Origin of the sequence: Oceaniradius stylonematis (assembly GCF_965223445.1) — a bacterium.
Classification (GTDB): Bacteria; Pseudomonadota; Alphaproteobacteria; order Rhizobiales; family Rhizobiaceae; genus Roseitalea; species Roseitalea stylonematis.
This window is the reverse complement of sequence record NZ_OZ244994.1, coordinates 3,300,526-3,325,597: the sequence shown is the minus strand read 5'-3', so window position 1 is coordinate 3,325,597 and position 25,072 is coordinate 3,300,526. Positions and strand designations below refer to the sequence as shown.

22 protein-coding genes are annotated in these 25,072 nt (G+C 64.5%); 4 read left to right on the top strand and 18 right to left on the bottom strand.

All coding sequences use genetic code 11. The annotated features are described in order from the left end of the window. Nucleotides 1-14 precede the first annotated feature (14 nt). The 3 genes from ACOQOU_RS16395 (at nt 15) to ACOQOU_RS16385 (ending at nt 2,231) form a co-directional block, all read left to right on the top strand. On the top strand, nt 15-326 hold the full coding sequence (locus ACOQOU_RS16395) for a DUF3572 domain-containing protein (protein WP_306024726.1): 312 nt from the start codon (nt 15-17) through the stop codon (nt 324-326). A gap of 50 nt (nt 327-376) precedes the next feature. Then, nucleotides 377-1,681 (top strand): DNA polymerase IV, encoded by a 1,305-nt coding sequence (locus ACOQOU_RS16390; protein ID WP_306024725.1) that lies wholly within the window; start codon nt 377-379, stop codon nt 1,679-1,681. 73 nt (nt 1,682-1,754) lie between these two features. Beyond that, on the top strand, nt 1,755-2,231 hold the full coding sequence (locus ACOQOU_RS16385; RefSeq protein WP_109766173.1) for a YaiI/YqxD family protein: 477 nt from the start codon (nt 1,755-1,757) through the stop codon (nt 2,229-2,231). A gap of 11 nt (nt 2,232-2,242) precedes the next feature. Here the strand turns inward: ACOQOU_RS16385 and ACOQOU_RS16380 are convergent, their stop codons facing one another. Then, entirely contained in the window at nt 2,243-3,016 is a 774-nt protein-coding gene (locus ACOQOU_RS16380; RefSeq protein WP_306024724.1) for an SDR family oxidoreductase, read from the bottom strand. A 91-nt stretch (nt 3,017-3,107) separates the two neighbouring features. On the opposite strand from ACOQOU_RS16380, the gene ACOQOU_RS16375 reads away from it, so the two are divergent. Then, nucleotides 3,108-4,037 (top strand): LysR family transcriptional regulator, encoded by a 930-nt coding sequence (locus ACOQOU_RS16375; protein WP_306024723.1) that lies wholly within the window; start codon nt 3,108-3,110, stop codon nt 4,035-4,037. On the opposite strand, the gene ACOQOU_RS16370 is transcribed toward ACOQOU_RS16375, so the two are convergent. The 17 genes from ACOQOU_RS16370 to nuoG form a co-directional block, all read right to left on the bottom strand. Next, entirely contained in the window at nt 4,010-4,531 is a 522-nt protein-coding gene (locus ACOQOU_RS16370) for a GNAT family N-acetyltransferase (RefSeq protein ID WP_306024722.1), read from the bottom strand. The two genes, ACOQOU_RS16375 and ACOQOU_RS16370, sit on opposite strands and share 28 nt — an antisense overlap. Before the next feature lie 7 nt (nt 4,532-4,538). After that, on the bottom strand, nt 4,539-8,045 hold the full coding sequence (gene dnaE, locus ACOQOU_RS16365; RefSeq protein ID WP_306024721.1) for a DNA polymerase III subunit alpha: 3,507 nt from the start codon (nt 8,043-8,045) through the stop codon (nt 4,539-4,541). A 341-nt stretch (nt 8,046-8,386) separates the two neighbouring features. Beyond that, on the bottom strand, nt 8,387-9,076 hold the full coding sequence (locus ACOQOU_RS16360; RefSeq protein WP_306024720.1) for an ABC transporter ATP-binding protein: 690 nt from the start codon (nt 9,074-9,076) through the stop codon (nt 8,387-8,389). Continuing rightward, nucleotides 9,076-10,302 (bottom strand): lipoprotein-releasing ABC transporter permease subunit, encoded by a 1,227-nt coding sequence (locus ACOQOU_RS16355; RefSeq protein ID WP_306024877.1) that lies wholly within the window; start codon nt 10,300-10,302, stop codon nt 9,076-9,078. Before ACOQOU_RS16355 ends, ACOQOU_RS16360 begins: the two co-directional genes overlap by 1 nt. A 98-nt stretch (nt 10,303-10,400) precedes the next feature. After that, nucleotides 10,401-11,726, bottom strand: coding sequence for a proline--tRNA ligase (gene proS / locus ACOQOU_RS16350; RefSeq protein ID WP_306024719.1), 1,326 nt, complete (start codon nt 11,724-11,726; stop codon nt 10,401-10,403). A 408-nt stretch (nt 11,727-12,134) separates the two neighbouring features. After that, nucleotides 12,135-12,413 carry a DUF1467 family protein gene (locus tag ACOQOU_RS16345; protein WP_109765991.1) on the bottom strand — a complete coding sequence of 93 codons (279 nt, stop codon included), beginning with the start codon at nt 12,411-12,413 and terminating at the stop codon, nt 12,135-12,137. Next, nucleotides 12,413-12,823 carry a methylmalonyl-CoA epimerase gene (mce, locus tag ACOQOU_RS16340; RefSeq protein WP_109765990.1) on the bottom strand — a complete coding sequence of 137 codons (411 nt, stop codon included), beginning with the start codon at nt 12,821-12,823 and terminating at the stop codon, nt 12,413-12,415. Before mce ends, ACOQOU_RS16345 begins: the two co-directional genes overlap by 1 nt. Before the next feature lie 9 nt (nt 12,824-12,832). Beyond that, nucleotides 12,833-14,503 (bottom strand): ribonuclease J, encoded by a 1,671-nt coding sequence (locus ACOQOU_RS16335; RefSeq protein ID WP_306024718.1) that lies wholly within the window; start codon nt 14,501-14,503, stop codon nt 12,833-12,835. Nucleotides 14,504-14,538: 35 nt separating this feature from the next. Beyond that, nucleotides 14,539-15,327, bottom strand: coding sequence for a biotin--[acetyl-CoA-carboxylase] ligase (locus tag ACOQOU_RS16330; protein ID WP_306024717.1), 789 nt, complete (start codon nt 15,325-15,327; stop codon nt 14,539-14,541). A gap of 3 nt (nt 15,328-15,330) precedes the next feature. Beyond that, on the bottom strand, nt 15,331-16,776 hold the full coding sequence (nuoN, locus tag ACOQOU_RS16325) for an NADH-quinone oxidoreductase subunit NuoN (RefSeq protein ID WP_109765987.1): 1,446 nt from the start codon (nt 16,774-16,776) through the stop codon (nt 15,331-15,333). 14 nt (nt 16,777-16,790) lie between these two features. Continuing rightward, nucleotides 16,791-18,311: an NADH-quinone oxidoreductase subunit M gene (locus ACOQOU_RS16320; RefSeq protein WP_109765986.1), complete on the bottom strand. Its 1,521-nt coding sequence runs from the start codon at nt 18,309-18,311 to the stop codon at nt 16,791-16,793. Next, nucleotides 18,311-20,320: an NADH-quinone oxidoreductase subunit L gene (gene nuoL / locus ACOQOU_RS16315; protein WP_109765985.1), complete on the bottom strand. Its 2,010-nt coding sequence runs from the start codon at nt 20,318-20,320 to the stop codon at nt 18,311-18,313. Before nuoL ends, ACOQOU_RS16320 begins: the two co-directional genes overlap by 1 nt. Before the next feature lie 8 nt (nt 20,321-20,328). Next, on the bottom strand, nt 20,329-20,637 hold the full coding sequence (gene nuoK / locus ACOQOU_RS16310; protein WP_109765984.1) for an NADH-quinone oxidoreductase subunit NuoK: 309 nt from the start codon (nt 20,635-20,637) through the stop codon (nt 20,329-20,331). 10 nt (nt 20,638-20,647) lie between these two features. Then, nucleotides 20,648-21,274, bottom strand: a complete 627-nt coding sequence (locus tag ACOQOU_RS16305; protein ID WP_109765983.1) for an NADH-quinone oxidoreductase subunit J — start codon at nt 21,272-21,274, stop codon at nt 20,648-20,650. 111 nt (nt 21,275-21,385) lie between these two features. Then, the gene (nuoI, locus tag ACOQOU_RS16300; RefSeq protein WP_109765982.1) at nt 21,386-21,877 is read right to left on the bottom strand and encodes an NADH-quinone oxidoreductase subunit NuoI; all 492 of its coding nucleotides are present in this window, start codon (nt 21,875-21,877) and stop codon (nt 21,386-21,388) included. 16 nt (nt 21,878-21,893) lie between these two features. After that, nucleotides 21,894-22,928, bottom strand: a complete 1,035-nt coding sequence (gene nuoH, locus ACOQOU_RS16295; protein WP_109765981.1) for an NADH-quinone oxidoreductase subunit NuoH — start codon at nt 22,926-22,928, stop codon at nt 21,894-21,896. Nucleotides 22,929-22,964: 36 nt separating this feature from the next. Beyond that, nucleotides 22,965-25,052 carry an NADH-quinone oxidoreductase subunit NuoG gene (nuoG, locus tag ACOQOU_RS16290; protein WP_306024716.1) on the bottom strand — a complete coding sequence of 696 codons (2,088 nt, stop codon included), beginning with the start codon at nt 25,050-25,052 and terminating at the stop codon, nt 22,965-22,967. Between the last annotated feature and the right edge of the window lie 20 nt (nt 25,053-25,072).

Genomic DNA, 25,072 nt, shown 5'->3' with positions numbered 1-25,072 from the left:
TGAGAAAACCGCAGATGCCGGCAACCGATGAAAATGGCGCGATGAACGCCGACGCCGCGTCGGTCGCCATTGCCGCCCTGTCCTGGATTGCCGCCGACGGCGAGATGATGAGCCGGTTCTGCGCGCTGAGCGGCATCGAGCCGGTTCAGATCCGGCAAGCGGCCACCGAACCGGGCTTTCTTGCCGGCGTTCTCGACTTCCTCCTCGCCCACGAGCCGACGCTGATGCGCTTTTGCGACGATAACGGGCTGGACCCGGCCCGGGTGCAGGAAGCCGGCCTGCGGCTGTCGGGCGGCGCGGTGCCTGGTCCCGGCGATGTCCTCTGACACCATTGCGCGCCTTCGTCGGCGGCGCCTGTTCGTGCTATGTTCAAGCGATGAATGAAGCCGATGTTTCAAGCGCCTTCTGCCGCGACTGCCTGGCGCCGGCAACCGGTTCCGAGCGCCGTTGTCTGGCGTGCGGCAGTCCGCGCATGGCGCGCCATGACGAACTGTCCCGGCTGTCGATCGGCCATGTGGATTGCGACGCCTTCTATGCGGCGGTCGAAAAGCGCGACAGGCCGGAGCTGCGCGACCGGCCAGTCATCATCGGCGGCGGAAAAAGAGGAGTCGTTTCAACGGCCTGCTACATCGCCCGCATCCATGGCGTGAAGTCGGCCATGCCGATGTTCAAGGCGCTGAAGGCGTGTCCGGACGCGGTGGTGATCAAGCCGGACATGGCGAAATATGCCGCCGTCGGCCGGCAGGTGCGGGCGATGATGGAAGAGCTGACGCCGCTGGTCGAACCGCTTTCGATCGACGAGGCGTTTCTCGACCTGACGGGCACCGAACGCCTTCACAAGGACACGCCCGCACGCACGCTGGCACGCTTTGCGCGGCGTGTGGAAGACGAGATCGGCATCTCGGTGTCCGTCGGCCTGTCCTATTGCAAGTTTCTGGCCAAGGTCGCCTCGGACCTTGAAAAGCCGCGCGGCTTTTCGGTGATCGGAGAGGCCGAGGCGCTCGATTTTCTCGCCCGCCAGAAGGTGACGCTGATCTGGGGCGTCGGCAAGGCGTTCGCCGCAAAGCTGGAAAGGGACGGCATCACCCGGATCGGCCAGTTGCAGTCGATGGACGAAACCGCGCTGATGAAGCGCTATGGCGTGATGGGCCGACGGCTTTTTCATCTGTCGCGCGGCCACGATACGCGCCATGTGGAGCCGCGCGGGGGCGCCAAGTCGATCAGCCACGAGACGACGTTCAACGACGATCACGGGGATGCGGCGACGCTGGTCCCGGTGCTGCGGTCGCTGACCGAAAAGGTCTCGGCGCGCCTCAAGGCCAAGGGCCTGGCCGGCAAGACGGTGACGCTCAAGCTCAAGGACCGCGAATTCCGGTCCAAGACGCGCAACCGGCAGCTTTCCGATCCGACGCAACTGGCCGACCGCATCTTCCGCGCGGCATTGCCGCTTCTGGAAGACGAGCTGGACGGCACGCAGTACCGGCTTCTGGGCGTTGGCGTCGCCGACTTCGCCCATCCCGCACTCGCCGATCCGGACGATCTGGTCGATATCGAAGCAACGCGGCGCGCAAAGGCCGAGCGGGCGATCGACGCGTTGCGCGGCAAGTTCGGCGATCGCGCCGTGGAAACCGGCTACACGTTCGGGACCGGTCATCGCGGCCGTCCGCAGCGGGACGGCTGAGCCCGTTTGCCGCCGAACCGCTCGGGCCCGTTTGCGGTTGCACCTGGATGCCGGCAGGCCGATAAGGCGGCGCATGAGCCAGGACCCCGAACCGCCCGCACCGCTGATCCTCGTCGATGCCGACGCCTGCCCGGTCAAGGACGAGGTTTATCGGGTCGCCGAGCGCTACGCGGTTGCGGTGACGATCGTTGCCAACAGCTTCATCCGCATTCCGGACGATCCGCTGATCAGCCGCGTGATCGTCTCCGACGGGTTCGACGCTGCCGACGACTGGATCGTCGAGCACGCGCACGGGCAGGCTCTGGTGATCACCGCCGACATACTCCTGGCGGAGCGATGCCTTAAGGCAGGCGCCGCCGCCCTTTCGCCCAAGGGGACGGCCTTCACGGAAAATTCGATCGGCGCGGCGGTGGCGACACGGGCGATCATGGCGGACCTGAGGGCCGGTGGCGAGCAGATCGGCGGGCCGGCGCCGTTCACCAGGGCCGACCGCTCGCGTTTCCTGCAGGTGATGGACGCCTCGCTGCGGCGGCTTCTCAAGCCGCAATAGCGCCGGCTGCCTCAGGCGGCCGGCGGCAGCCCGATTGCGGTGCGGGCGTCTGCGTCTGAGCGCAATTGAAGGTCGTCGCCGAGATAATTGTCGGCCCCCTCGCTCGCCAACCAGGCGATGGCCCGGCCGATCCATTCGGGCGGCGCGTGCACGGACGGGTCCATCTGCGAGACCGGATTGATGCCCGATGCCTTGATGTCGACCTGCATCTGCGTCGCCACGGTTCCCGGGCTCAGCCCGACCGCCCGAATGCCCCGGTCGCGATACTCCTTGTCAACCGCCCGGGTCAGCATCAGAACCGCGGCCTTGGTCGCGCAGTAGTGGCTCCAACCCTCCATCGGACCGTAGGCGGCGCCCGACGACAGGTTGATGATGGTTCCCGAGCCCTTCTCGACCATGACCGGCAGGACCGCGCGAACACCGTGATAGACACCCTTGAGATTGATGTCGACGGCATTGCCCCACGCTTCAGGATCGGATTCCGCAAGCCGCGCTATGGGATTGATAACACCGGCATTGTTGACCAGTACATCGACGCCGCCAAAAGTCTCGACCGTCCGCTCCATCAACGCTTCGACCGAGGCGTGACGCGCCACGTCGCAGACAAGGGCCAGCGCCGTGCCGCCATCTTCGGCGATCCCGGCCGCAACTCGTTCGATGTCGTCGGCCGTCCGCGCCGCAAGCACGACATTCATGCCCGCCTTGGCCAGTTCGCGCGCGGCGGCTTCGCCGATACCGCGCGAGGCACCGGTTACGATGGCTGTCTGACTGGCAAGCTGATCCATGTCCTGTCTCCTGTGACCATGCTTTTCTGCCACAAGGCGCCGGCTGCCGAAAGCGGTGGCGGCGCACCTGGTTCATGCATAATGTGCATGAATGGACCTTCGGAACCTGACGCTTTTCTGCGATGTGGCACGGCTCGGCAGCTTTGCGGCGGCAGCGCGGGCGCATGGCTGCGACCCGTCGGCCGTGTCGCGCGCAGTTGCCGGCCTGGAGACCGAGCTCGGCGCGCGCCTTTTCCACCGCAGCACGCGCAGCCTGGCCCTGACCGAGGCTGGCCGGCTGTTCCTGACGGCGGCACAAGATGCCGTCGATGGGATCGAGGGCGCCCGCGCCCGGCTCTCGGAAGCGGGCGATGCGGTTACGGGCACCCTGCGGCTCGGCGCGTCCGTCTCGTTCGGCCAGATCGTCATTGTGCCGCTGCTCGCGGAGATTCGCGCGCGTTTTGCCGATCTGTCGGTTGAACTGATCCTGAGCGACGACAATGCCGATCTCGCCGCAGAGCGGATCGATCTGGCGGTTCGCCTTGCCCCGCGTGTCCAGGCAGATGTCATCTGCACCCGGCTGATGCCCACGCGCTATCATGTTGCCGCGACCCCGTCCTGGATCGATGCCCACGGTCGGCCGGACCGCCCCCAGGCGCTCGGCAAACTTGATTGCCTGCGCCTGACGCTTTCTCCCTTCAGCGACCGCTGGCTGTTCCGGAGAGGCGCCGGCGACCCCGTCATCGAGGTGCCCGTCAAGGGCAACCTTTCCTTTTCCAACCCGCGCGCCATGGCCGATGCCATGCTGGCGGGCCTCGGCCCGGCGCTTGTGCCGGACTGGCTGGTCAGCGGGCCGCTCGCTTCGGGAGGCGCCATCGACCTGTTCGCCGACCATGAGGTGACGGCCACCAGCTTCGACACGGCGGCCTGGCTGATTTATCCGAGCCGCGCGCATCTGCCGCTCAAGACCAGGGCGATGATTGCATTCCTGCGCGAGAGGGCTGCGCGCGGCCTTCATCCGGAGCCGATGTCGAGGCGATAGGCATCCACGCCATCGCCGGTGACGCCGGCCCGTGTGAAACCGGTCTTGACCAGCACGGCAGCGGAGGCTGCGTTTTCGGAGACGACGCCCGCCTCGAGGCGCGCGTAGCCGTTTCGGGCAGCCCAGCCGGCGACGCCGCGGACAAGCTCGGTCGCATAGCCGCGCCCCCAGTAATCGGTGCTGAAGAGATAGCCGACGATCAACGCATCATCCTCGGACCCCGGCCTGGTCACCAACAGGCCGGCAAGCGCGCCGCCTTGGCGTTCATTCACACAGGCGACTGCGCTCGCCGCGCGCCGCGCGGCGATCCAGCCATCCATGTCTTCGGGCTTGCGTTCGATCTGCCACGCCGGCGGCAGGTGGCGGGTGACTTCCGGCGCCAGCAGGTCGATCAGTGTGGCGACGAAGCCTGGCCGTGCCCCGGCGTCATCGAGAAGCTCATCCCATGGAGACACGTCCAGCCGTTCGGTGGCGAACCGGATTGGAGGAACCATGAATGGCTCAGACAAGTTCGACGTCGACCACGCCCGGCACGGATTTGATCGCGCTGGCAACGGGCCCCGAGACCACATACTGGCCGGGCAGCTCGATCTCGACCTCACCCGCACCATCGGGCTTGATGAGGATCAGCGAAACCGGGCTCGGCCCCTTCTGGCGCAGATGGCGCGCCACCGATTTGGCGGGTTCCGCATCGCGCATGAAGACGCGCAGCACATGGGCCGCATCGGCGCCGGCCTGCTCGTCGAGCGTGCTCATCGAGGTCAGCATCAGCGAGACCGAGCCGTCCTCGCGCTCGCGCACGGTGACCGTCAGGACGAAACTCTTTCCGACCTCGGCCATGTCGCCATACTGGTCGAGCATCTCCGAGAACATCACCACCTCATACTGGCCGGTGGCGTCGGACAGGGTGACGATGCCCATCTTGTTGCCGGTGCGTGTGCGGCGAACCTGCCGGGCCGCCACCGTGCCCGCCAGCCGGCCTGCCTCGGCGCCGCGCTTGATCGCGATGGCGAAGTCGGCATGCGTTTGCACGCGCATCTTTTCGAGAATCGGCTGGTAGGCGTCCAGCGGATGGGCGGAGAAGTAAAAACCGATGGCACGCAGTTCGCGCATCAGCTTTTCGGCGTCGGACCATTGCGCATCCGTCGGTAGCGCCAGCCGTTCGGGCTGCACCGCTTCCATCGACCCGAAAATGTCGCCCTGCCCGCTCGCCGCTTCTTCGGCAACGCGCTGCGACAGGCCGATGATCCTTTCGAGCCCGGCGGAAAGTGCGGCACGATCATGGCCGAAACAATCGAGCGCGCCGGCATCGATCAGCGCCTCGAAGACGCGCTTGCCGACGATCCTGGGATCGATGCGCCGGGCGAAATCCTCAAGGCTGTCAAAACCGCCCTCGGGACGCACGGCGACGATGTGGTCGACCGCCGCCTCGCCGACGCCCTTGATCGCCGCCAGCGCCCAGAAGATGCGGTTCTCGCCCACTTCAAACATCCGGTGCGAGGTCTGCACCGATGGCGGCGTGACCTCGATGCCGAGCCGCAGCGCGTCGCGCCGGAAATCGTTGAGCTTTTCGGTGTTGGCCATGTCGAAGGTCATCGACGCGGCGAGGAACTCGACCGGATAATGCGCCTTCAGATAGGCGGTCTGGTAGGCGACCATCGCGTACGCGGCCGCGTGCGACTTGTTGAAGCCGTAATCGGCGAACTTGGCCAAAAGATCGAAGATGAAGTCGGCCTGCGGCCTGGAGACGCCGCGCTCGACGGCGCCGTCGACGAAGCGCACGCGCTGCTTGTCCATCTCGGCGCGGATCTTCTTGCCCATGGCACGGCGCAAAAGGTCCGCTTCACCGAGCGAATAGCCGGCCAGGACCTGGGCGATCTCCATCACCTGTTCCTGATAAACGATGACGCCTTGCGTCTCCTCGACCAGATGGTCGATCTTCTCGTGGATCGAGGCGATCTGTTCGTCGCCATGCTTGCGGGCATTGTAGGTGGGGATGTTGTCCATCGGGCCGGGCCGGTAGAGCGCGACCAGCGCGATGATGTCCTCGATGCGGTCCGGCTTCATGCCGACCAGCGCTTTGCGCATGCCCGGGCTTTCCACCTGGAAGACGCCGACCGTCTCGCCGCGCGCCATCATCTCGTAGGTGGGCCGGTCGTCGAGCGGCAGCGCCGACAGGTCGATCGTCACACCGCGCCGCGCCAGCAGCTTCACCGCCGTCTCGAGCACCGTCAGCGTCTTCAGACCGAGAAAGTCGAACTTGACCAGTCCCGCATCCTCGACCCATTTCATATTGAACTGGGTGACCGGCATGTCCGAGCGCGGATCGCGGTAGAGCGGAACGAGTTGCGACAGTGGCCGGTCGCCGATGACGATGCCCGCCGCATGGGTCGAGGCGTGCCGGTAAAGCCCTTCGAGCTTGAGCGACATGTCGAGCAACTGGCCGACGATCGGTTCGCGCTCGCGCTCTTCGGCGAACTTGGCTTCGCCCTCTATGGCCTTGGCGAGCGTCGTCGGATTGGCCGGATTGTTGGGCACGAGCTTGCACAGCCGGTCCACCTGGCCATAGGGCATCTCCAGCACGCGACCCACGTCACGTAGCACGGCGCGCGCCTGCAGCGTTCCGAACGTGATGATCTGGGCGACCTGATCGCGGCCATACTTGTCCTGGACGTAGCGGATCACCTCGTCACGCCGTTCTTGGCAGAAGTCGATGTCGAAGTCCGGCATCGACACGCGATCGGGATTGAGGAAGCGCTCGAACAGGAGCGAAAAACGCAACGGGTCGATGTCGGTGATGGTCAGCGCCCATGCAACGAGCGAACCCGCGCCCGAGCCGCGGCCCGGACCGACGGGAATGTCCCTGGCCTTGGCCCATTTGATGAAGTCGGCAACGATCAGGAAGTAGCCGGGGAACTTCATCCCCTCGATGATCGACAGTTCGTGATCGAGCCGCTTGTCATAGTCTTCGCGGGTATAGCCATCGGCCATCCCCTGATGTTCGAGGCGCGCGTTCAGGCCCTCGATCGCCTGCCGGCGCAATTCGTCCGCCTCGGCCTTTTCCGCCTCGGCGGCGGTCGCGCCGTCGGGCACGGCGGCAAAGCGCGGCAGGATCGGATCGATCTTGCGCGGGAACCAGGAACAGCGCCGCGCGATCTCGACCGTGTTGGCGGTCGCCTCGGGCAGGTCCGAAAACAGCCGGATCATGTCAGCCGCCGGCTTGAGCCAATGGTCGGGCGCCAATCGGCGTCTGTCGTCCATCGACAAGAGCGCGCCATCGGCGATGGCGATCAGCGCGTCATGGGCCTCGAAGTCCGCGCGGTTCAGAAAGAACGCCTCGTTGGTGGCGACCAGCGGCAGATGATGGCGGTAGGCCAGTTCGACCGTCCGTGCCTCAAGGGCACGGTCCCACGATCCGTGCCGCTGCAGTTCGACATAAAGCCGGTCGCCGAACAAGGTCCTCAAAGTGACGAGACGCTGTTCGGCCAGTTTGCGGTGCCCGTCGGCAAGGGCGCTGCCGACGGGCCCCGACGGCCCGCCGGTCAGGCAGATGATGCCTTCGGCGCGTTGAGCCAGCCAGCCATCATGGATGCGCACGCAATCGAGATCGTCTTCGTCGAGATAGGCGCGGCTGACCAGTTCGACGAGGTTGCGGTAGCCGGTCTCGTTGGCCGCCAGCAGCACGATCGCCGCGTCGGTCGTCATGCCCTTGCCGCCCCGTCCCTGCCCGCGCTCATCGTCGCCCTCGCCATCGAACCGGATCGGCAACTGGCACCCGATGATGGGCTGGACGCCGGCTGCCGAAGCCTTCTGCGCGAATTCAAGCGCGCCGAACAGGTTGGCGGTGTCGGTGACGGCAATGGCCGGGGCGCCATTGTCTCTTGCCCAATCGATGACACGCGGCAGCTTGAGCGCGCCCTCAAGCAGCGAATAGGCCGAGTGGACGCGCAGATGAACGAAACCGGGCTCGATGAGCGATGCGCCGCCCGCTGGGTCCTGAGGTGCCAAACCGTCTTCTCCCTGCCGCTTCCGCGCGGAATCGCGCGCCTTTGCCAAGCGGACGATCCATCGTCATTTGCGGGCCGGCGAGAGTCCAGAGACGTGCGGCGAAATCCCCGATGTTCAGGCCGCTCGGCTCACAGATATCCAATCATCAGGGCGAGTGTCGCCACGAAGGAAGCGATCGAAAAGAAGGCGGCAAAATCGCGTGCAAGTTCCGGCATTATTCACTCCTATTCCCTTTATGTTCTTATCATGTTCTCTTTCTGCTCGCTTGTAAAGGGTCCATAATGGTGGCCACTGCACGGGGCAGTCCGATGGTTATCAAAGCGTGAAGGGTGCCGGGACGCTCAGGCGGCGGCGAAGGGCACCAGCCGGCCTTCGTCCATGGTGACGATCCGGTCCATCCGGCGGGCCAGCGTATGGTTGTGCGTGGCGAACAGCGCCGCCAGCCCGGACTGGCGCACCAAGGCTTCGAGTGCCTCGAACACGTAGGACGACGTCTCGGGATCGAGATTGCCCGTCGGCTCGTCGGCCAGAAGCACCAGCGGCGCATTGGCGACGGCGCGGGCGATGGCGACGCGCTGCTGCTCGCCGCCCGACAGCTCGGCGGGCCGGTGGGCGGCGCGCGGGCCGATGCGCATATAGTCGAGCAGTTCGCGCGCCCGCGTCTCCGCCTCGCGGCGGGCAAGGCCGCGAATCATTTGCGGGATCATGACGTTCTCGAGCGCCGAGAATTCCGGCAGCAAATGATGGAACTGGTAGACATAGCCGATGTCGTTGCGGCGGCGGGCGGTGCGCTCGCGGTCGCTGAGCGAGCCGCAGGGCTGGCCGGACAGGTACACTTCGCCGCCATCGGGCCGCTCCAGCAGGCCGGCGGTGTGCAGCAGCGTCGATTTGCCGGCGCCGGACGGGGCGACCAGCGCGACCATTTCGCCGGGCTTCAGCGAAAGGTCGGCGCCGCGCAGTACGTCGAGCGTATGGCCGGCTTCCTCATAGGCGCGCTCGACAGCCTCGAGTTTCAGCACCGGCGCCGTCATCACTCGTACCTCAGCGCTTCGACGGGATCGAGCTTGGCGGCCCGGCGGGCCGGGATGATCGCGGCAAGGAACGACAAGGCCAGCGACAGCAGAACGACGGCCAGCGTCTCGCCGGGGTTCATGCGGGCCGGTATCTCACTGAGGAAGCGGATCGTCGGGTCCCAGACCTCGGCGCCGGACACCCAGTTCATGAAGCGCTGAATGCCCTGAATGTTCCAGCATACCATCACGCCGAGCAGAACGCCCGCGGCGGTGCCGACGACGCCGACGCCCGTGCCGGCCATGATGAAGATGCGCAGGATCGACGACTGGCTGGCACCCATGGTGCGCAGGATGGCGATGCCCCTGCCCTTTTCCTTCACCAGCATGATCAGGCTGGAGATGATGTTGAGCGAAGCGACAAGGACGACGATCGACAGGATCAGGAACATGGCGTTGCGCTCGATCACCAGCGCCGAGAAGAACGCTGAGTTGCGCTGGCGCCAGTCGACCAGGAACATCGGCCGGTCGCCGGCCTCCTCGATCAGCGGCCGGTAGGCGTCGACCGCGTCGGGATCGTCGATGAAGATCTCGATCAGTTGCGCGACGCCTTCGGAGTTGAAATAGAGCTGGGCTTCCTCGAACGGCATGAAGATGATCGAACCGTCATATTCGCTCATGCCCATCTCGAAGATGGCCGCCACCGGATAGGATTTGACGCGCGGGGTCGTGCCGAACGGCGTCACATCGCCGTCGGGCGAAACGAGCGTGATCCGGTCGCCGGCGATCAGGCCGAGATTGCGCGCCATGCGGATGCCGATAACGACGCCCTCACCCGCCGCGAACGGCACGAGCGATCCTTCGGTCAGATTGCCGGAAATCGATTCAAGGCGCGAAAAGTCTTCGGCGCGCACGCCGCGCACCAGCGCGCCCGTGCCGGCGCCGACATTGCCCGATGCCAGCGTCTGCCCCTCGATCAGCGGCACGGCCAGCGTGACGCCATCGACGGCGGTGATGCGGGCCGCGACTGCGTCATAGTCGTCGAGCGGGCGCTCGATCGGCTGCACGATGACATGGCCGTTCAGCCCCAAGATGCGGTCGAGAAGTTCGGCGCGGAAGCCGTTCATCACCGCCATGACGATGATCAGCGCGGCGACGCCCAGCGTCACGCCGACCAGCGAGATGATCGTGACGATGGAGACCGCTGCCTCTTTCTTGCGGGGCCGCAGATAGCGCCAGGCGATCATGCGCTCGAAGGCCGAGAACGGTCCGGCGGATCCGTCCGTGCGGCCGTTGCCGGCCGCTTGTGTCTCGGTCGCTTCAGGCGTTGTGGCGCGCACCGCGATCAGGCCTCCGAAACGCGGGCGATCGCGGCGTCGAGATCGAGTTCATGCTTTTCGCCGGTCGCGCGGTCCTTGAGTTCGACCACACCGGATTTGACGCCACGCGGGCCGATGACGATCTGCCATGGCAAGCCGATCAGGTCGGCGGTGGCGAATTTTGCGCCCGGTCGCTGGTCGGTATCGTCCAGGAGCGGATCGATGCCGGCATTGACCAGGGCGCCGTAGGCGCGTTCCGACCAGTCGTCGCAATCGGCATCGCCGGGCTTCATGTTGACGATCACCGCGCCGAAGGGTGCGACGCTTTTCGGCCAGACGATGCCATTGTCGTCGTGCGAGGCTTCGATGATAGCCCCGATCAGGCGCGAGGGCCCGATGCCGTAGGAGCCCATCGAGACCGGCACGTCCTTGCCGTCGGGGCCGGCCACGGTTGCGCCCAGCGGTTCGGAATATTTGGTGCCGAAATGGAAGATGTGGCCGACTTCGATGCCGCGCGCGGAGACCTTGTCGCTCTCCGCGATGCCGGCCCATGCGGCCTCGTCATGCATCTCGTCGGTCGCCGCATAGGGCGTCGTCCACCGATCGACGATCGCCGCGATGGCGCCGTCGTCGCCGAAGTCGATATCCTCTCCGGGCACACCCATGTCCATGAACGCCTTCTGGCAGAAGACTTCCGATTCGCCGGTCTCGGCCAGGATGATGAATTCGTGGCTCAGGTCGCCGCCGATCGGACCCGTGTCGGCGCGCATCGGGATCGATTTGAGGCCGAGGCGGTCGAAGGTGCGCAGATAGGCGACGAACATGCGATTGTAGGCAGCCTTGGCGCCCTCGTAATCGAGATCGAACGAATAGGCATCCTTCATCAGGAACTCACGGCCGCGCATGACGCCGAAGCGCGGACGCACCTCGTCGCGGAACTTCCACTGGATGTGGTAGAGGTTCAGCGGCAAATCCTTGTAGGAGCGCACGTAGGACCGGAAGATGTCGGTGACCATCTCCTCGTTGGTCGGCCCGTATAGCATGTCGCGCTCGTGCCGGTCGGTAATGCGCAGCATCTCCTGGCCGTAATCGTCGTAACGCCCGCTTTCACGCCACAGATCGGCGGGCTGGATGGTCGGCATCAGGATCTCGACGGCACCGGCGCGATTCTGTTCCTCGCGCACGATATCGTTGATGCGCTCGAGCACCTTCTTGCCCAGCGGCAGCCACGAATAGATGCCGGCGGCCTGCTGGCGGATCATGCCGGCGCGCAGCATCAGCCGGTGCGAGACGATCTCGGCTTCCTTGGGGTTTTCCTTCAGGATCGGCAGAAAGTATCTGGAAAGGCGCATGGAGGTTCCGGCTTCAGGCAGGGCGGCATGTAAGCCGCGGAATCAGTCAAGCGTAAGGCCCGCGTGCGGACCTTCTAGACCGGGCGGTACCGAATGCAAAGGCTCAAGGGAAAGCGGCCCGAATTTGTCCGCAACGGAGGCAAAGGGCGCGATTTATGACGTTTGGATCAAAAGTTAGCCTGAATTTACGGGTGACAAGCGCCATCGCTGTTGCTAGCTTCCGGCCTCGACTGCAGGGCGGCTTGCCGCTCGTGGTCGGAAACGGGTCAAGGTCTTGGGAGGAACCGATTTTCTGGCGCTCTTGGAGCTGCCGCTTCCCCTGCGGAAGAGGACGAAAATCACCCGTTTTGAAATGGCAGGACTTCGGTCCTGCCATTTTGCTTGTGGCGGCGCGAAAACGCCCACCGGTCAATCCCGCGAACTGTAGTCCGGCACGATGCGCGGCAGATCGTCGACGCTCCAGCCCATGACGACCGTCAAAAAATAGAAGACCGCGAACACGGCGATTGCGATGGCGGTCGTCAGCAACAGCTTGAAGCCGATGCGCGGCGCGACCGGCGCGCCGGCTTCCGTGCCCGGTTCGACATGGCCGGCCTCGGCCTGCGAGCGCACGCCGATGGGCAGCACGGCGAACAGCGTGACCCACCAGATGATGAAGAAGATGGCGACCGCCGAAAGCCAGCCCATCAGCCGGACACCTCTTCAAGCTCGATCAGCGTGCCGTCGAAATCCTTGGGGTGCAGAAACAGCACCGGATTGCCGTGCGCGCCGATCTTCGGTTCTCCGTCGCCGAGCACCCGCACGCCCTGCGCCGAAAGCCGGTCGCGAGCGGCGATGATGTCGGTGACCTCGTAGCACATGTGATGGATGCCGCCGGCCGGATTGCGCTCGATGAACGCGGCCACAGGCGAGCCCTCGCCCAAAGGCTCGAGAAGTTCGGTCTTGGTGTTGTCGAGTTCGACGAAGACGACTGTCACGCCGTGCTCGGGCAGCGGCTGCGGCTCGGAGACGGTCGCTCCGAGCGTGTCGCGGTATTTGCGCACCGCTGCCGCCAGATCCGGCACGGCGATGGCCACATGGTTCAAACGTCCGATCATGGCCCTTCCCTACACCCGGTCGACCAGCACCGTCACGAGCGGCTTTTTGCCCCAGGCATTGCGGGCGGCTGCGCGCACGGCCCGGCCGACGGCGTCCTCGACGCCGTCGAGGTCCTTGCGGCGCCCGCGCGGCATGCTCTCGACGGCGCCGACAACCGCGTCGAACAGGATGTCTTCGAGATCCTCGCCATGGGCATCGGCGCGGGGCAACCCGATCGCGACGACCTGCGGCTCGGCGGCGATCTCGTGCTTGCGGTCGAGGATCACCGAGACCGAGACATGACCGGCAAACGACAGGCGGCGCCGGTCATTGACACCAACCGCATCATCGTCGCCGATGATCTTGCCGTCCTTGAAGATCTGTCCGTGCGGCACATCGTCGATGGTTTCCGGCGCGCCGGGTGCCAGCCTCACCATGTCGCCATTGCGCGCGTCCATGACGTCGGCAATGCCCTCCTCGCGCATCAGTTTGGCGTGGGCCGCCAGATGGGCCGCCTCGCCATGGACCGGGACACCGATCTTCGGCCGCGTCCATTTGTACATCTGCCGCAGTTCGTTGCGGCGCGGGTGACCCGAAACGTGCACCAGCGCGTCCGTGTCCTCGATCACCTCGATGCCCATGTCGATCAGCCGGTTCTTGGTCTCCAGGATCGCCTTCTCGTTTCCGGGGATGGTGCGCGAGGAATAGACGACCGTATCGCCGGCGGTCAGCTTCACATCGCGCATCTCGTCGCGGCCGAGCTTGGCCAGCGCCGCACGCGGCTCGCCCTGCGAGCCGGTCAGGATGATCACGACCTGGTTGCGGGGAATATGGCCGAACTCGTCCTCGCCGAGAAACGGATCGAGCCCCTCCATGTAGCCAAGGTCGGTCGCGACATCGACGACGCGCTTCATCGAACGACCCATCAGCAGCACGCGGCGTCCGGCGGTCTGCGCCGCCTCGGCGATCGACTTGATGCGGCCGACATTGGACGAAAAGGTCGTCACCGCGACGCGGCCCGAGGCGTTGGTGATGACCTCCGCGAGGCCTTCGGAGACCTGCCGCTCCGACGGCGATTCGCCTTCGCGCATCGCGTTGGTGGAATCGCAGACCAGCGCCAGCACGCCTTCGTCGCCGAGCGCGCGGAACCGTGGCTCGTCGGTCAGCGGGCCAAGCGCCGGGTCGGTGTCGTTCTTCCAGTCGCCGGTGTGCAGCACCATGCCCGCCGGCGTCCGGATGGCGAGCGATACCGGTTCGGGGATGGAATGGGTCACGGCGATCGCCTCGATCTCGAACGGGCCGATCGTGAAGCGCTGGCCGCCATCGTAGATTTCAACCGGAATTTTCGGCGCGCCATGTTCACCCTGCGCCTTTGCCTCCAGCATGCCGGCGCCGAACGGCGTCATGTGAACAGGCATGGCGCCGTCGGGCGAGAGCTTTTCATACAGCGCGAGCAGCGCGCCGTAATGGTCCTCGTGTGCGTGGGTGATGACGATGCCGGCGAGGTTCTTGCGCTCGGCCTCGATGAAACGGATGTCCGGCAGGACCAGGTCGACGCCCGGCAGGTCAGGACCCGGAAAGGTGACGCCACAGTCGACGATCAGCCATTGCCGGCGTTCCTTCGGCCCATAGCCGTAAAGGGCGAAGTTCATGCCGATCTCGCCGACACCGCCCAGGGGTACAAATACCAATTCAGTCATGTAGTTCCTTTGCCGCCAAGCGGCGCGGGCGGCGTTTACCGCCCTGGTTGTTTGAAGAAGACATCGCCTGCGGCAAACGTTGTGGACGTGCCGTCGGGCAGGCGCAAGATCAGATATCCGTCCGCGTCGATATCCTCGAAGATGCCCTGATGGGTCGCATTGTCGAGCGTGACGGTCAGGGGTTGTCCGCGGCCCCGCGCGTGATCGAGCCAGCGCTCACGGATCGCTGTGGTGTTCCGGCCGCGATTCCAGTCATTGAGGACTTTGGCGAATGCGCCGGCCAGATGGTGAAACAACGACCGCGACGTTGCATCCGGCCGATGAGCGGTGAGATGGGTCGCCGGATAGGGCGTATCAAGGGGGTGCGACGTCACGTTGATACCGCAGCCGATGATGACGGCGTTCGTGCCGTCCGGCGCCGACAGGCTTTCAAGCAGGATGCCACAGCATTTTGCGCCATCGATCAGGACGTCGTTCGGCCATTTCAGTGCGATGGATGGACCGCCCTCGCCCAGTTCGGCTGCTACTGCGTCACGCACGGCCAGACCCGTCACCAGTGGCAAAAAGCCGATCCGATCGACGGGAGCCGGATCGACCAGCACGAGCGAGCCGAACAGATTGCCCGGCGGCGACGACCAGGGCCGGCCACGCCGGCCGCGCCCTTGCGTCTGTTCGCCGGCGGTGAGCCACAAGCGTCCCTCGCCCGCTGACCGTTCGCGCACCAGCGCGGCAAGATCGGCGTTGGTCGAGCCGGTGGTCGCCACGTGGGCAGCGCGCCAGTCGGGCAGACCGGGGATCGGCTCGAAGACGAGCGTCTCGGACATGCGTCAGAAGAAGGTCCGGGCGGCCGCTTCGGCATAGGCGGCAATCGGCCCGCCAAAGACGATATAGGCCAGAACGAACACGCCGCTGGCGCCCATCACCAGCCGCAACTCGCCGGCGGGCGCCACGAACCGGCCCTCGGCATCGTCGAACCACATGATTTTGACGATGCGCAGATAATAGTAGGCGCCGACCACGGAGGAGAGAACGCCGATGATGGCGAGCGGCCAAAGGCCCGCTTCGACAGCGGCAAGAAAGACGTACCATTTCCCCCAGAAGCCGGCGAGCGGCGGAATGCCGGCCAGCGAGAACATCAGCGCGGTCAGGATGGCGGCCATCAGCGGGTTGTTGGACGCATAGCCGGCCAGATCGCTGATCTGCTCGACATTGCCTTCGTCCTTGCGCCGCATGGCCAGGATGAAGGCGAACGTGCCGAGCGTCATCGCCAGATAGATCGCCATATAGAGCATGACGCCCTGAACGCCGGCCACGGTGCCGGCGGCAAGTCCGACCAACGCGTAGCCCATATGGCCGATCGACGAGTAGGCCATCAGGCGCTTGATGTTGCGCTGGCCGATGGCGGCGAATGCGCCGAGCACCATCGAGGCAATCGAGATGAAGACGATGATCTGCTGCCAGTCCGCTGTCACGGGCTGGAAAGCGTCCATGACGACGCGCACGAGCATCGCCATGGCGGCCATCTTGGGGGCCGCCGCGAAGAAAGCCGTCACCGGCGTCGGCGCGCCTTCATAGACGTCGGGCGTCCACATGTGGAACGGCACGGCGGAGATCTTGAAGGCCAGCCCGGTCAGCAGGAAGACAAGGCCGAACAGAACGCCAATCGAACGCTCTCCGCCGGTGACGGCAGCGGCGATCTCGTCAAAACCGATATGGCCGGTGAAGCCGTAGATGAGCGAGATGCCGTACAGCATCATGCCGGAGGAAAGCGCGCCGAGGACGAAGTATTTCAGGCCCGCTTCGGTCGACCGGGCGCTGTCGCGGTTGATGGCGGCAATCACGTAAAGCGCCAGCGACTGCAGTTCGAGCGCCATGTAGAGCGACAGGAGATTGTCCGCCGACACCATCAGCATCATGCCGAGCGTCGACAGCGCGATCAGGATCGGGAACTCGAACCGGTCGAACTTCTCCTCGCGGGCAAAGCCCACCGACATGACCAGCGCCACGATCGAGCCGATCAGCACCAGCATCTTCATGAAGAAGGTGAAGGCGTCGTGCACGTAGGCGCCGCCGAAGGCCGGGCCCATGGGCGCGAAGAACACCATCCAGCCGAGCGCGGCGACCAGCAGCGCGACGGTCAGCGAAGTGACGATCGCGTTGGCGCTTTCCTTGCGGACGAAAACGCCGACCATCAGAAGCGCCATCGCGCCGATGGCGATGAGCAGTTCCGGCGCGGCGATCACAAGGCTTTGTGCGAGTTCTTGTGCGGTCATCGGGAGCGGTCCGTTCAGTTCATCTGCGCGGCGACATCGCCGGCCGCGGCTGCCGCCTGGAGCGCCGCATTGTAATCGACAAGAAGGGCCTCGACCGACGGTCCGATCACGTCAAGGACGGGCGCGGGATAGACGCCGAAGAAGATGGTCAGGACGACGAGCGGATAGAGCAGCACCTTTTCGCGCGTCGTCAGGTCGAGCAGCGATTTGAGCGTTTCCTTTTCCAGCGCACCGAAGATGACGCGGCGATAGAGCCACAGCGCATAGCCGGCCGACAGGATCACGCCGGTGGCCGCAAAGACCGCGAACCATGTATTGACCCGGAACAGGCCCATCAGGGTGAGGAATTCGCCGACAAAGCCGGACGTTCCCGGCAGGCCGACATTGGCCATGGTGAAGACCATGAAGGTGACCGCGTAGGCCGGCATGTTGTGCACCAGCCCGCCATAGGCGGCGATTTCGCGCGTGTGCAGCCGGTCGTAGACGATGCCGACGCACAGGAATAGCGCGCCGGAGACAAGGCCGTGCGACAGCATCTGGAAGATCGCGCCTTCGACGCCCTGCACATTGGCGGCGAAGATGCCCATTGTGACAAAGCCCATATGAGCGACCGACGAATAGGCGATCAGCTTCTTCATGTCCTGCTGCATCATCGCGACCAGCGAGGTGTAGATGATGGCGATGACCGAAAGAGCGAAGACAAGCCAGGCCAGATCGGCCGAGGCGAGCGGGAACATGGCGAGCGAGAAGCGGATGAAGCCGTAGCCGCCGAGCTTCAGAAGAACACCCGCCAGGATGACCGAGCCCGCCGTCGGCGCCTCGACGTGGGCGTCGGGCAGCCAGGTGTGCACCGGCCACATCGGCATCTTGACCGCAAAGGAGGCGAAGAAGGCCAGCCACAGCCAGAACTGCATTTGCGGCGGGAAATCGTGGGCCAGAAGCTCGGGGATCGATGTCGTGCCGGCCTCCCAGTACATCGCCATGATCGCCAGCAGCATCAGCACCGAGCCGAGCAGCGTGTAGAGAAAGAACTTGAACGAGGCGTAGACCCGCCGCTTTCCGCCCCACACGCCGATGATGATGAACATCGGGATCAGGCCGCCTTCGAAGAAGACGTAGAACAGGACGATGTCGAGCGCGCAGAAGACGCCGATCATCAGCGTTTCAAGGATCAGGAAGGCCAGCATGTAGGCCTTCACGCGGTCCTTGATCGCGTCCCAGCTCGCCAGGATGCAGATCGGCATCAGGAAGGTCGTCAGGATGACGAACAGCATGGAGATGCCGTCGACGCCCATCCGGTAGGTCAAGCCGCCGCCGAGCCATGCGGCCTCCTCGACGAACTGGAAGCCGGGATTGGACGTGTCGAATCCGGCCCAGATCAGGAGCGAGACCAGGAAGGTGAAGACCGTCGTCAGCAGCGCGACCATGCGAATGTTGCGCAGGCCAAGCTCCGTCTCGTCGGAGATGAAGAAGATGACGAGGACACCGACCAGCGGCAGGAAGGTGACGAGCGAAAGCAGCGGCATGCCGGCCATCACAGGGCTCCTCCGAGCATCATCCAGGTGATGAGCGCGGCCAGGCCGATCATCATCGCAAAGGCGTAGTGGTAGAGATATCCCGACTGCAGACGGACCACGCGGCCGGTCACATCGGTGACGCGTTTGGCGACGCCGTTGGGTCCGAAACCGTCGATCAGCCAGCCATCGCCACGCTTCCAAAGGAAGGTGCCCAGGCGCTTGGCCGGATTGACGAACAGGAAGTCGTAGAGTTCGTCAAAGTACCATTTGTTGAGCAGGAACTGGTAAAGGCCGCGATGCTGGCGGGCCAGAGCCGCCGGCGTTTCGGGCGAGCGGATATACATGTACCAGGCCGTGACGAGGCCGATCAGCATGGCCACCGCCGGGCTGGCCTTCACCCAGAACGCCACCTCGTGGAACTCTTCGAGAATGTGATTGTCCGGACCGGCGAACAAAGCGGTGCGGAAGAAGTCGTTGTACCAGCCCTCATGATGGCCGTGGCCGACAAAGGCCGAATAGAAGAAAAAGCCCGACAGCAGCGCGCCGACGGCGAGGATGTAGAGCGGCACCAGCATCACCGGCGGCGATTCATGGACATGGTGCATGACATCGGCGGTGGCGCGCGGCTTGCCGTGGAAGGTCATGAAGATCAGCCGCCACGAGTAGAACGAGGTCATGACCGCAGCAATCAGCAGCATGCCGAAGGCAAAGCCCGCCGCCGCATTATGGCCGACAAACGCGCTCTCGATGATGGCGTCCTTCGAAAAGAAGCCCGCGGTGCCGATGTAGGTGCCCGGAATGCCGACGCCGGTCAGCGCGATCGTGCCGATGATCATCATCCAGTAGGTCATCGGGATGTGCTTCCGAAGGCCACCCATCTTGCGCATGTCCTGCTCGTCGGAGACCGCATGGATCACCGAGCCGGCGCCCAGGAACAGAAGCGCCTTGAAGAAGGCGTGGGTGAACAGGTGGAACATCGCCGCGCCATAGGCGCCGACGCCCAGCGCGACGAACATGTAGCCAAGCTGCGAACAGGTCGAATAGGCGATGACGCGCTTGATATCGTTCTGAACGAGACCGACGGTTGCCGCAAAGAAGGCCGTGATCGCGCCGACGATGGTGACGACGGTCAGCGCGTCGGGCGAGAATTCGAAGATCGGCGACAGGCGTGCGACCATGAAGACGCCGGCCGTGACCATTGTGGCGGCATGGATCAGCGCGGAGACGGGCGTCGGGCCCTCCATCGCGTCGGGCAGCCAGGTGTGCAGCATGAACTGGGCGGACTTGCCCATCGCGCCCAGGAACAGGAGCAGGCAGACCACGGTCAGCGCTTCGCCGGCGGTCAGGTCCATCCACAGGAAGCGGAACAGCACTTCGCGGGCGGCTTCGGACGCCTCGCCATCGACGGACGCGAAGGCGGCGGCATTGGCAAAGATCGTGTCAAGATTGACCGAGCCGAACAACACGAAAACGCCGAAGATGCCCAGGATGAAGCCGAAGTCCCCCACCCTGTTAACGATGAAGGCCTTCATGGCCGCGTTGTTGGCGGATGCCTTCTTGTACCAGAAGCCGATCAGCAGATAGGAGGCGAGACCGACGCCCTCCCAGCCGAAGAACATCTGGACCAGATTGTCGGCCGTCACCAGCATCAGCATGGCGAAGGTGAACAGCGACAGATAGGCGAAGAAGCGCGGCCGGTGCGGATCGTCGTGCATGTAGCCGATCGAATAGATGTGGACCAGCGACGAGACCGTGTTGACGACGACCAGCATGACGACCGTCAGCGTGTCGATGCGGAACGCCCAGTTGACGTCCAGATTGCCCGAACCGATGAAACGCATCACTTGAACGGTGCGCGGCTCGGCCTCCGAAAAGCCGACCGTGATCAGCGCAATCCAGGACAGGATCGCGGCGATCACCAGGAAGCCGGACGTGATGTATTCGCAGGCCTTGGCACCCAGCGCGCGGCCGCCGAAGCCGGCAATCAGCGCGCCCAGAAGCGGCAGGAAGACGATGGCGTGATACATGGGTGCGATCAGCCCTTCATCATGTTGACGTCTTCGACGGCGATCGAGCCGCGATTTCGGAAGAAGACGACCAGTATGGCGAGACCGATGGCCGCTTCGGCAGCCGCGACGGTCAGGACGAACAGCGCGAAGACCTGGCCGACCAGATCCTGCAGATGCGCCGAGAAGGCGACGAAATTGATGTTCACCGCCAGAAGGATCAGCTCGACGCTCATCAGAATGACGATGACGGACTTGCGGTTCAAAAAGATGCCGAAGATGCCGATGACGAACATCAGCGCCGAGACGGTCAGATAATGGGCAATGGTGATGGTCATGTGATCGGTCTCAAAGTCCCTTGCCGCTTTCGACGTCGACAAGCTCGACCGCCTTTTCGGGGTCGCGGGCGACCTGCTCGCCAATGTTCTGGCGCTTGATGTGCGGGCGCGGATCGCGCAGCGTCAGCACGATGGCGCCGATCATGGCGACCAGAAGCACGAGCCCCGCGATCTGGAAGAAATAGACATAGTCCGTATAGAGGATGTCGCCGAGCGCCGCCGTGTTGGGCCGCGCTGCCGGATCGGGTGTTGGCAGGGCGGGCGTGCCCGACGGCTCGATCGCCAGAGACTGGCCGACGACCACGATGAGCAGCTGGGCTGCGATGACGACGCCGACCAGAACGCCGATGGGCGCATATTCGGCGATGCCCTTCCTGAACGTCACGCGGTTCACTTCCAGCATCATGACGACGAACAGGAAGAGGACCGCGACCGCGCCGACATAGACGGCCAGAAGGATCATGCCGAGGAACTCGGCACCGGTCAGCACGAACAGCGCAGACGCGTTGAAAAAGGTGAGGATCAGATAGAGCACCGAATGCACGGGATTGCGCGCCACCACCACCATGACGGAGCTGGCGACTGCAATGAATGCAAACATGTAAAAGAACGCCGCTGCGATGCCGGTCAACAGCATGTGTTCCCCCGATCGATGGTCTGCCGGCTGCCCTCTAGCAGTCCCGGCCTATCGGGACCAGACGCATTTGGTTGAACGCGTCGGCCCTGTTGTTGTCGTTGTGCCGGCCGGCTAGCGGTAGGGAGCGTCGAGCGCCATGTTGCGGGCGATCTCGCGTTCCCACCGGTCCCCGTTGGCCAGCAGTTTGTCCTTGTCGTAATAGAGTTCCTCACGGGTTTCCGTGGCGAACTCGAAATTGGGTCCCTCGACGATGGCGTCGACGGGGCAGGCTTCCTGGCAGAAGCCGCAATAGATGCATTTGACCATGTCGATGTCGTAGCGCACCGTGCGCCGCGTGCCGTCATTGCGGCGCGGTCCGGCTTCGATCGTGATGGCCTGCGCCGGGCAGATCGCCTCGCACAGTTTGCAGGCGATGCAGCGCTCTTCGCCATTGGGATAGCGGCGCAGCGCATGTTCGCCACGGAAGCGCGGGCTCAGCTTGCCCTTCTCGTGCGGGTAGTTGATCGTCGCCTTGGGCGCCACGAACCGGCGCATCGCCAGGAAGAAGGCGCTGACGAATTCGGCCAGAAGCAGCGACTTGGCGGCTTGTGCGAATGTGCTCATCTGCTCTCTTCCCTTCTTATGCCCAGCCCGTCAGCTTCAGGAAGGCGGCGGTGGCCACCACCATGAACAGCGAGATCGGCAGGAACACCTTCCAGCCAAGACGCATGAGCTGGTCGTAGCGGTAACGCGGCACGATCGTCTTGACCATGGCGAACATGAAGAACACCAGGCACAGCTTGAACATGAACCAGAAGACGCCCGGCAGCCATGTGAACGGCGCGAAATCGAACGGCGGCAGCCATCCGCCCATGAACAGGATCACCGTCAGCGCGCACATCAGAAGGATGGCGATGTATTCGCCGAGCATGAAAAGCATGTAGGGCGTCGAGGAGTACTCGATCATGTGGCCGGCGACGAGTTCGGATTCGGCCTCGACAAGATCGAACGGCGGACGGTTCGTCTCGGCCAGCGCCGAGATGAAGAAGATGACAAACATCGGGAACAGGCCCAACCAGTGCCAGTCCAGCAAGGTGTTGGGCAGGCCGAGACGTGTGCCAAGTCCATCCTGCTGCGACAGGACGATGTCGGTCATGTTGAGCGAGCCGACCAGCAGCAGAACGGTGACGATGACGAATCCGATGGAGACTTCATAGGACACCATCTGCGCGGCCGAGCGCAGGGCGCCGAGGAAAGGATATTTTGAGTTCGAAGCCCAGCCGGCCATGATCACGCCGTAGACCTCGAGCGCCGAGACGGCGAAGACGAACAGGATACCGACATTGATGTTGGCAACCGCCCAGCCCTGCTGAACCGGGATCACCGCCCATGCGGCAAGCGCCAGAACCGCGGAGACCAGGGGCGCGAGCAGGAAGATGCCCTTGTTGGCGCCCGACGGGATGATCGGTTCCTTGATCACGAACTTCAGAAGATCGGCAAACGACTGCAGAAGGCCGAACGGGCCGACCACGTTGGGGCCGCGGCGCGACATCACGGCCGCCCAGATCTTCCGGTCGGCATAGAGGATGAAGGCGGTGAAAACGAGCAGCACCACCAGCAGCGCCAGCGAATGGACAAGGATCAGGATGCCGGGAAGCACGTAGGTCTCAAACATGGCCGGTGGTCCGTTCCATCATGGCTGTCACACCGCTCATTCCGCAGCTTCCGCAAAACCCTTGCGCGCCAGTGAGGAGCATTCGGCCATGACTGCCGATGCGCGCGCTATCGGGTTGGTCAGATAGAAGTCTTTGACCGGCGATGCAAACGCCGATTTGCCAAGGCGCCCACCCTTTTTGGCCAAGGCCTGAACATCGGACGCAAGGCCCGGTTCGATGGCGCCGACATCGGCGAAATGCGGGTGCGCCTCGAAAAGCTTGGCGCGCAGCTGGCCAAGCGAATCGAACGGCAGCCTGTGGCCAAGCACATCGGACAGGGCGCGCAGGATTGCCCAGTCCTCGCGCGCGTCGCCCGGCGCGAACCCGGCGCGGTTGGTGGCCTGCACGCGGCCTTCCGTGTTCACATAGATGGCCGATTTTTCCGTGTAGGCGGCAGCCGGCAGGATGATGTCGGCATGGTGTGCGCCGACGTCGCCGTGGGTGCCGATGTAGATGGTGGTCGCGCCGTCTTTGCGTTTGCGCAGGTCGAGTTCGTCCGCGCCGAGCAGGAAAAGGACATCGGTGTCGGTGACCATCCTGGCGGCGTCCAGACCGCCCTCGCCCGGCACGAAGCTCAGATCGAGCCCGCCGACACGTGCCGCCGCCGTGTGCAGCACCGAAAAGCCGTTCCAGTCTTCGGAAACGGCGCCGACCTGATCGGCCAGCCTGGCCGCCAGTCCGAGTATGGCAGCGCCATCGCCGCGCGCGATCGCGCCCTGCCCGACGATGATCAGCGGGCGTTTGGCCTTTTTCAGCCTGGAGGCGAATTTGTGGTTGCCGTCGGCCAGATCCTTGAGCGTTTCGGGACCGGCGCCGAGCGCTTCGTAATCGTAGCGCAGATCGCCCATGTCGCCGATCACGCCGATCGGGATCGGCGCGGCCCGCCAGGCCTTGCGGATGCGGGCGTTGAGCACCGACGCTTCAAATCGCGGATTGGCGCCGACGATCAGGATCGCGTCGGCATCCTCGATGCCGTCGATGGTCGCGTTGAAGATGTAGGAGGCGCGGCCGCGCGCGGGATCGAGTGCGGCACCGTCCTGGCGGCAATCGATGTTGGCCGAACCAAGGCTCTCCATCAGCGTCTTGAGCGCGAACATCTCCTCGACACCGGCCAGATCGCCGGCGATGGCGCCGACCGCTTCGCCGGACTTGCCGTCGAGCGCCGCCTTGACCGCGCCGAACGCCTCGCTCCACGAGGCCGGCTTGAGCTTGCCGTCAGTGCCGCGCACATAGGGGCGGTCGAGACGCTGGGTGCGCAGCCCGTCCCAGATGAAGCGCGTCTTGTCGGAGATCCACTCCTCGTTCACCGCTTCGTTGACGCGCGGCATGATGCGCTTGACTTCCTTGCCGCGCGTATCGACGCGGATGGCCGAGCCGACCGCGTCCATGACATCGACCGACTCGGTCTTGGTCAGTTCCCACGGACGGGCCTGGAACGCATAGGGGCGCGATGTCAGCGCGCCGACCGGGCACAGATCGATCACATTGCCCTGCAATTCGCTCGTCATGGCCTGTTCGAGATAGGTGGTGATCTCGGCATCCTCGCCACGGCCGATCAGGCCCAGTTCGGAAATGCCGGCGACTTCGGTCGTGAAGCGGACACAGCGCGTGCAGTGGATGCAGCGCGTCATGATCGTCTTGACGAGCGGGCCGATATATTTGTCCTCGACCGCGCGCTTGTTCTCTTGGAAGCGCGAGGAATCGATGCCATAGGCCATCGCCTGATCCTGCAGATCGCACTCGCCGCCCTGGTCGCAGATCGGGCAGTCGAGCGGATGGTTGATCAGCAGGAACTCCATCACGCCTTCGCGGGCCTTCTTGACCATCGGCGTGTTGGTGAACACCTCCGGCGGCTGGCCTTCGGGTCCGGGGCGCAGGTCGCGAACGCCCATGGCGCACGACGCGGCAGCCTTGGGCGGACCGCCTTTCACCTCGACCAGGCACATGCGGCAATTGCCGGCGATCGACAGGCGCTCATGATAGCAAAAGCGCGGAATCTCGGCGCCCGCCTCCTCGCACGCCTGCAACAGCGTGTAGTGGTCCGGGACCTCGATTTCCTTGCCGTCAACCTTGATCAGGGCCATGGAAGCTTTCCGTCATATCC

Excerpts from the sequence above, each read along its gene's own strand:
- ACOQOU_RS16395 (WP_306024726.1), top strand. The coding sequence starts at position 15 with ATGCCGGCAACCGATGAAAATGGCGCGATGAACGCCGACGCCGCGTCG.
- ACOQOU_RS16390 (WP_306024725.1), top strand. The coding sequence starts at position 377 with ATGAATGAAGCCGATGTTTCAAGCGCCTTCTGCCGCGACTGCCTGGCG.
- ACOQOU_RS16385 (WP_109766173.1), top strand. The coding sequence starts at position 1,755 with ATGAGCCAGGACCCCGAACCGCCCGCACCGCTGATCCTCGTCGATGCC.
- ACOQOU_RS16380 (WP_306024724.1), bottom strand. The coding sequence starts at position 3,016 with ATGGATCAGCTTGCCAGTCAGACAGCCATCGTAACCGGTGCCTCGCGC.
- ACOQOU_RS16375 (WP_306024723.1), top strand. The coding sequence starts at position 3,108 with ATGGACCTTCGGAACCTGACGCTTTTCTGCGATGTGGCACGGCTCGGC.
- ACOQOU_RS16370 (WP_306024722.1), bottom strand. The coding sequence starts at position 4,531 with ATGGTTCCTCCAATCCGGTTCGCCACCGAACGGCTGGACGTGTCTCCA.
- ACOQOU_RS16360 (WP_306024720.1), bottom strand. The coding sequence starts at position 9,076 with ATGACGGCGCCGGTGCTGAAACTCGAGGCTGTCGAGCGCGCCTATGAG.
- ACOQOU_RS16355 (WP_306024877.1), bottom strand. The coding sequence starts at position 10,302 with ATGATCGCCTGGCGCTATCTGCGGCCCCGCAAGAAAGAGGCAGCGGTC.
- proS (WP_306024719.1), bottom strand. The coding sequence starts at position 11,726 with ATGCGCCTTTCCAGATACTTTCTGCCGATCCTGAAGGAAAACCCCAAG.
- ACOQOU_RS16345 (WP_109765991.1), bottom strand. The coding sequence starts at position 12,413 with ATGGGCTGGCTTTCGGCGGTCGCCATCTTCTTCATCATCTGGTGGGTC.
- mce (WP_109765990.1), bottom strand. The coding sequence starts at position 12,823 with ATGATCGGACGTTTGAACCATGTGGCCATCGCCGTGCCGGATCTGGCG.
- ACOQOU_RS16335 (WP_306024718.1), bottom strand. The coding sequence starts at position 14,503 with ATGACTGAATTGGTATTTGTACCCCTGGGCGGTGTCGGCGAGATCGGC.
- ACOQOU_RS16330 (WP_306024717.1), bottom strand. The coding sequence starts at position 15,327 with ATGTCCGAGACGCTCGTCTTCGAGCCGATCCCCGGTCTGCCCGACTGG.
- nuoN (WP_109765987.1), bottom strand. The coding sequence starts at position 16,776 with ATGACCGCACAAGAACTCGCACAAAGCCTTGTGATCGCCGCGCCGGAA.
- ACOQOU_RS16320 (WP_109765986.1), bottom strand. The coding sequence starts at position 18,311 with ATGGCCGGCATGCCGCTGCTTTCGCTCGTCACCTTCCTGCCGCTGGTC.
- nuoL (WP_109765985.1), bottom strand. The coding sequence starts at position 20,320 with ATGTATCACGCCATCGTCTTCCTGCCGCTTCTGGGCGCGCTGATTGCC.
- nuoK (WP_109765984.1), bottom strand. The coding sequence starts at position 20,637 with ATGACCATCACCATTGCCCATTATCTGACCGTCTCGGCGCTGATGTTC.
- ACOQOU_RS16305 (WP_109765983.1), bottom strand. The coding sequence starts at position 21,274 with ATGCTGTTGACCGGCATCGCAGCGGCGTTCTTTTACATGTTTGCATTC.
- nuoI (WP_109765982.1), bottom strand. The coding sequence starts at position 21,877 with ATGAGCACATTCGCACAAGCCGCCAAGTCGCTGCTTCTGGCCGAATTC.
- nuoH (WP_109765981.1), bottom strand. The coding sequence starts at position 22,928 with ATGTTTGAGACCTACGTGCTTCCCGGCATCCTGATCCTTGTCCATTCG.
- nuoG (WP_306024716.1), bottom strand. The coding sequence starts at position 25,052 with ATGGCCCTGATCAAGGTTGACGGCAAGGAAATCGAGGTCCCGGACCAC.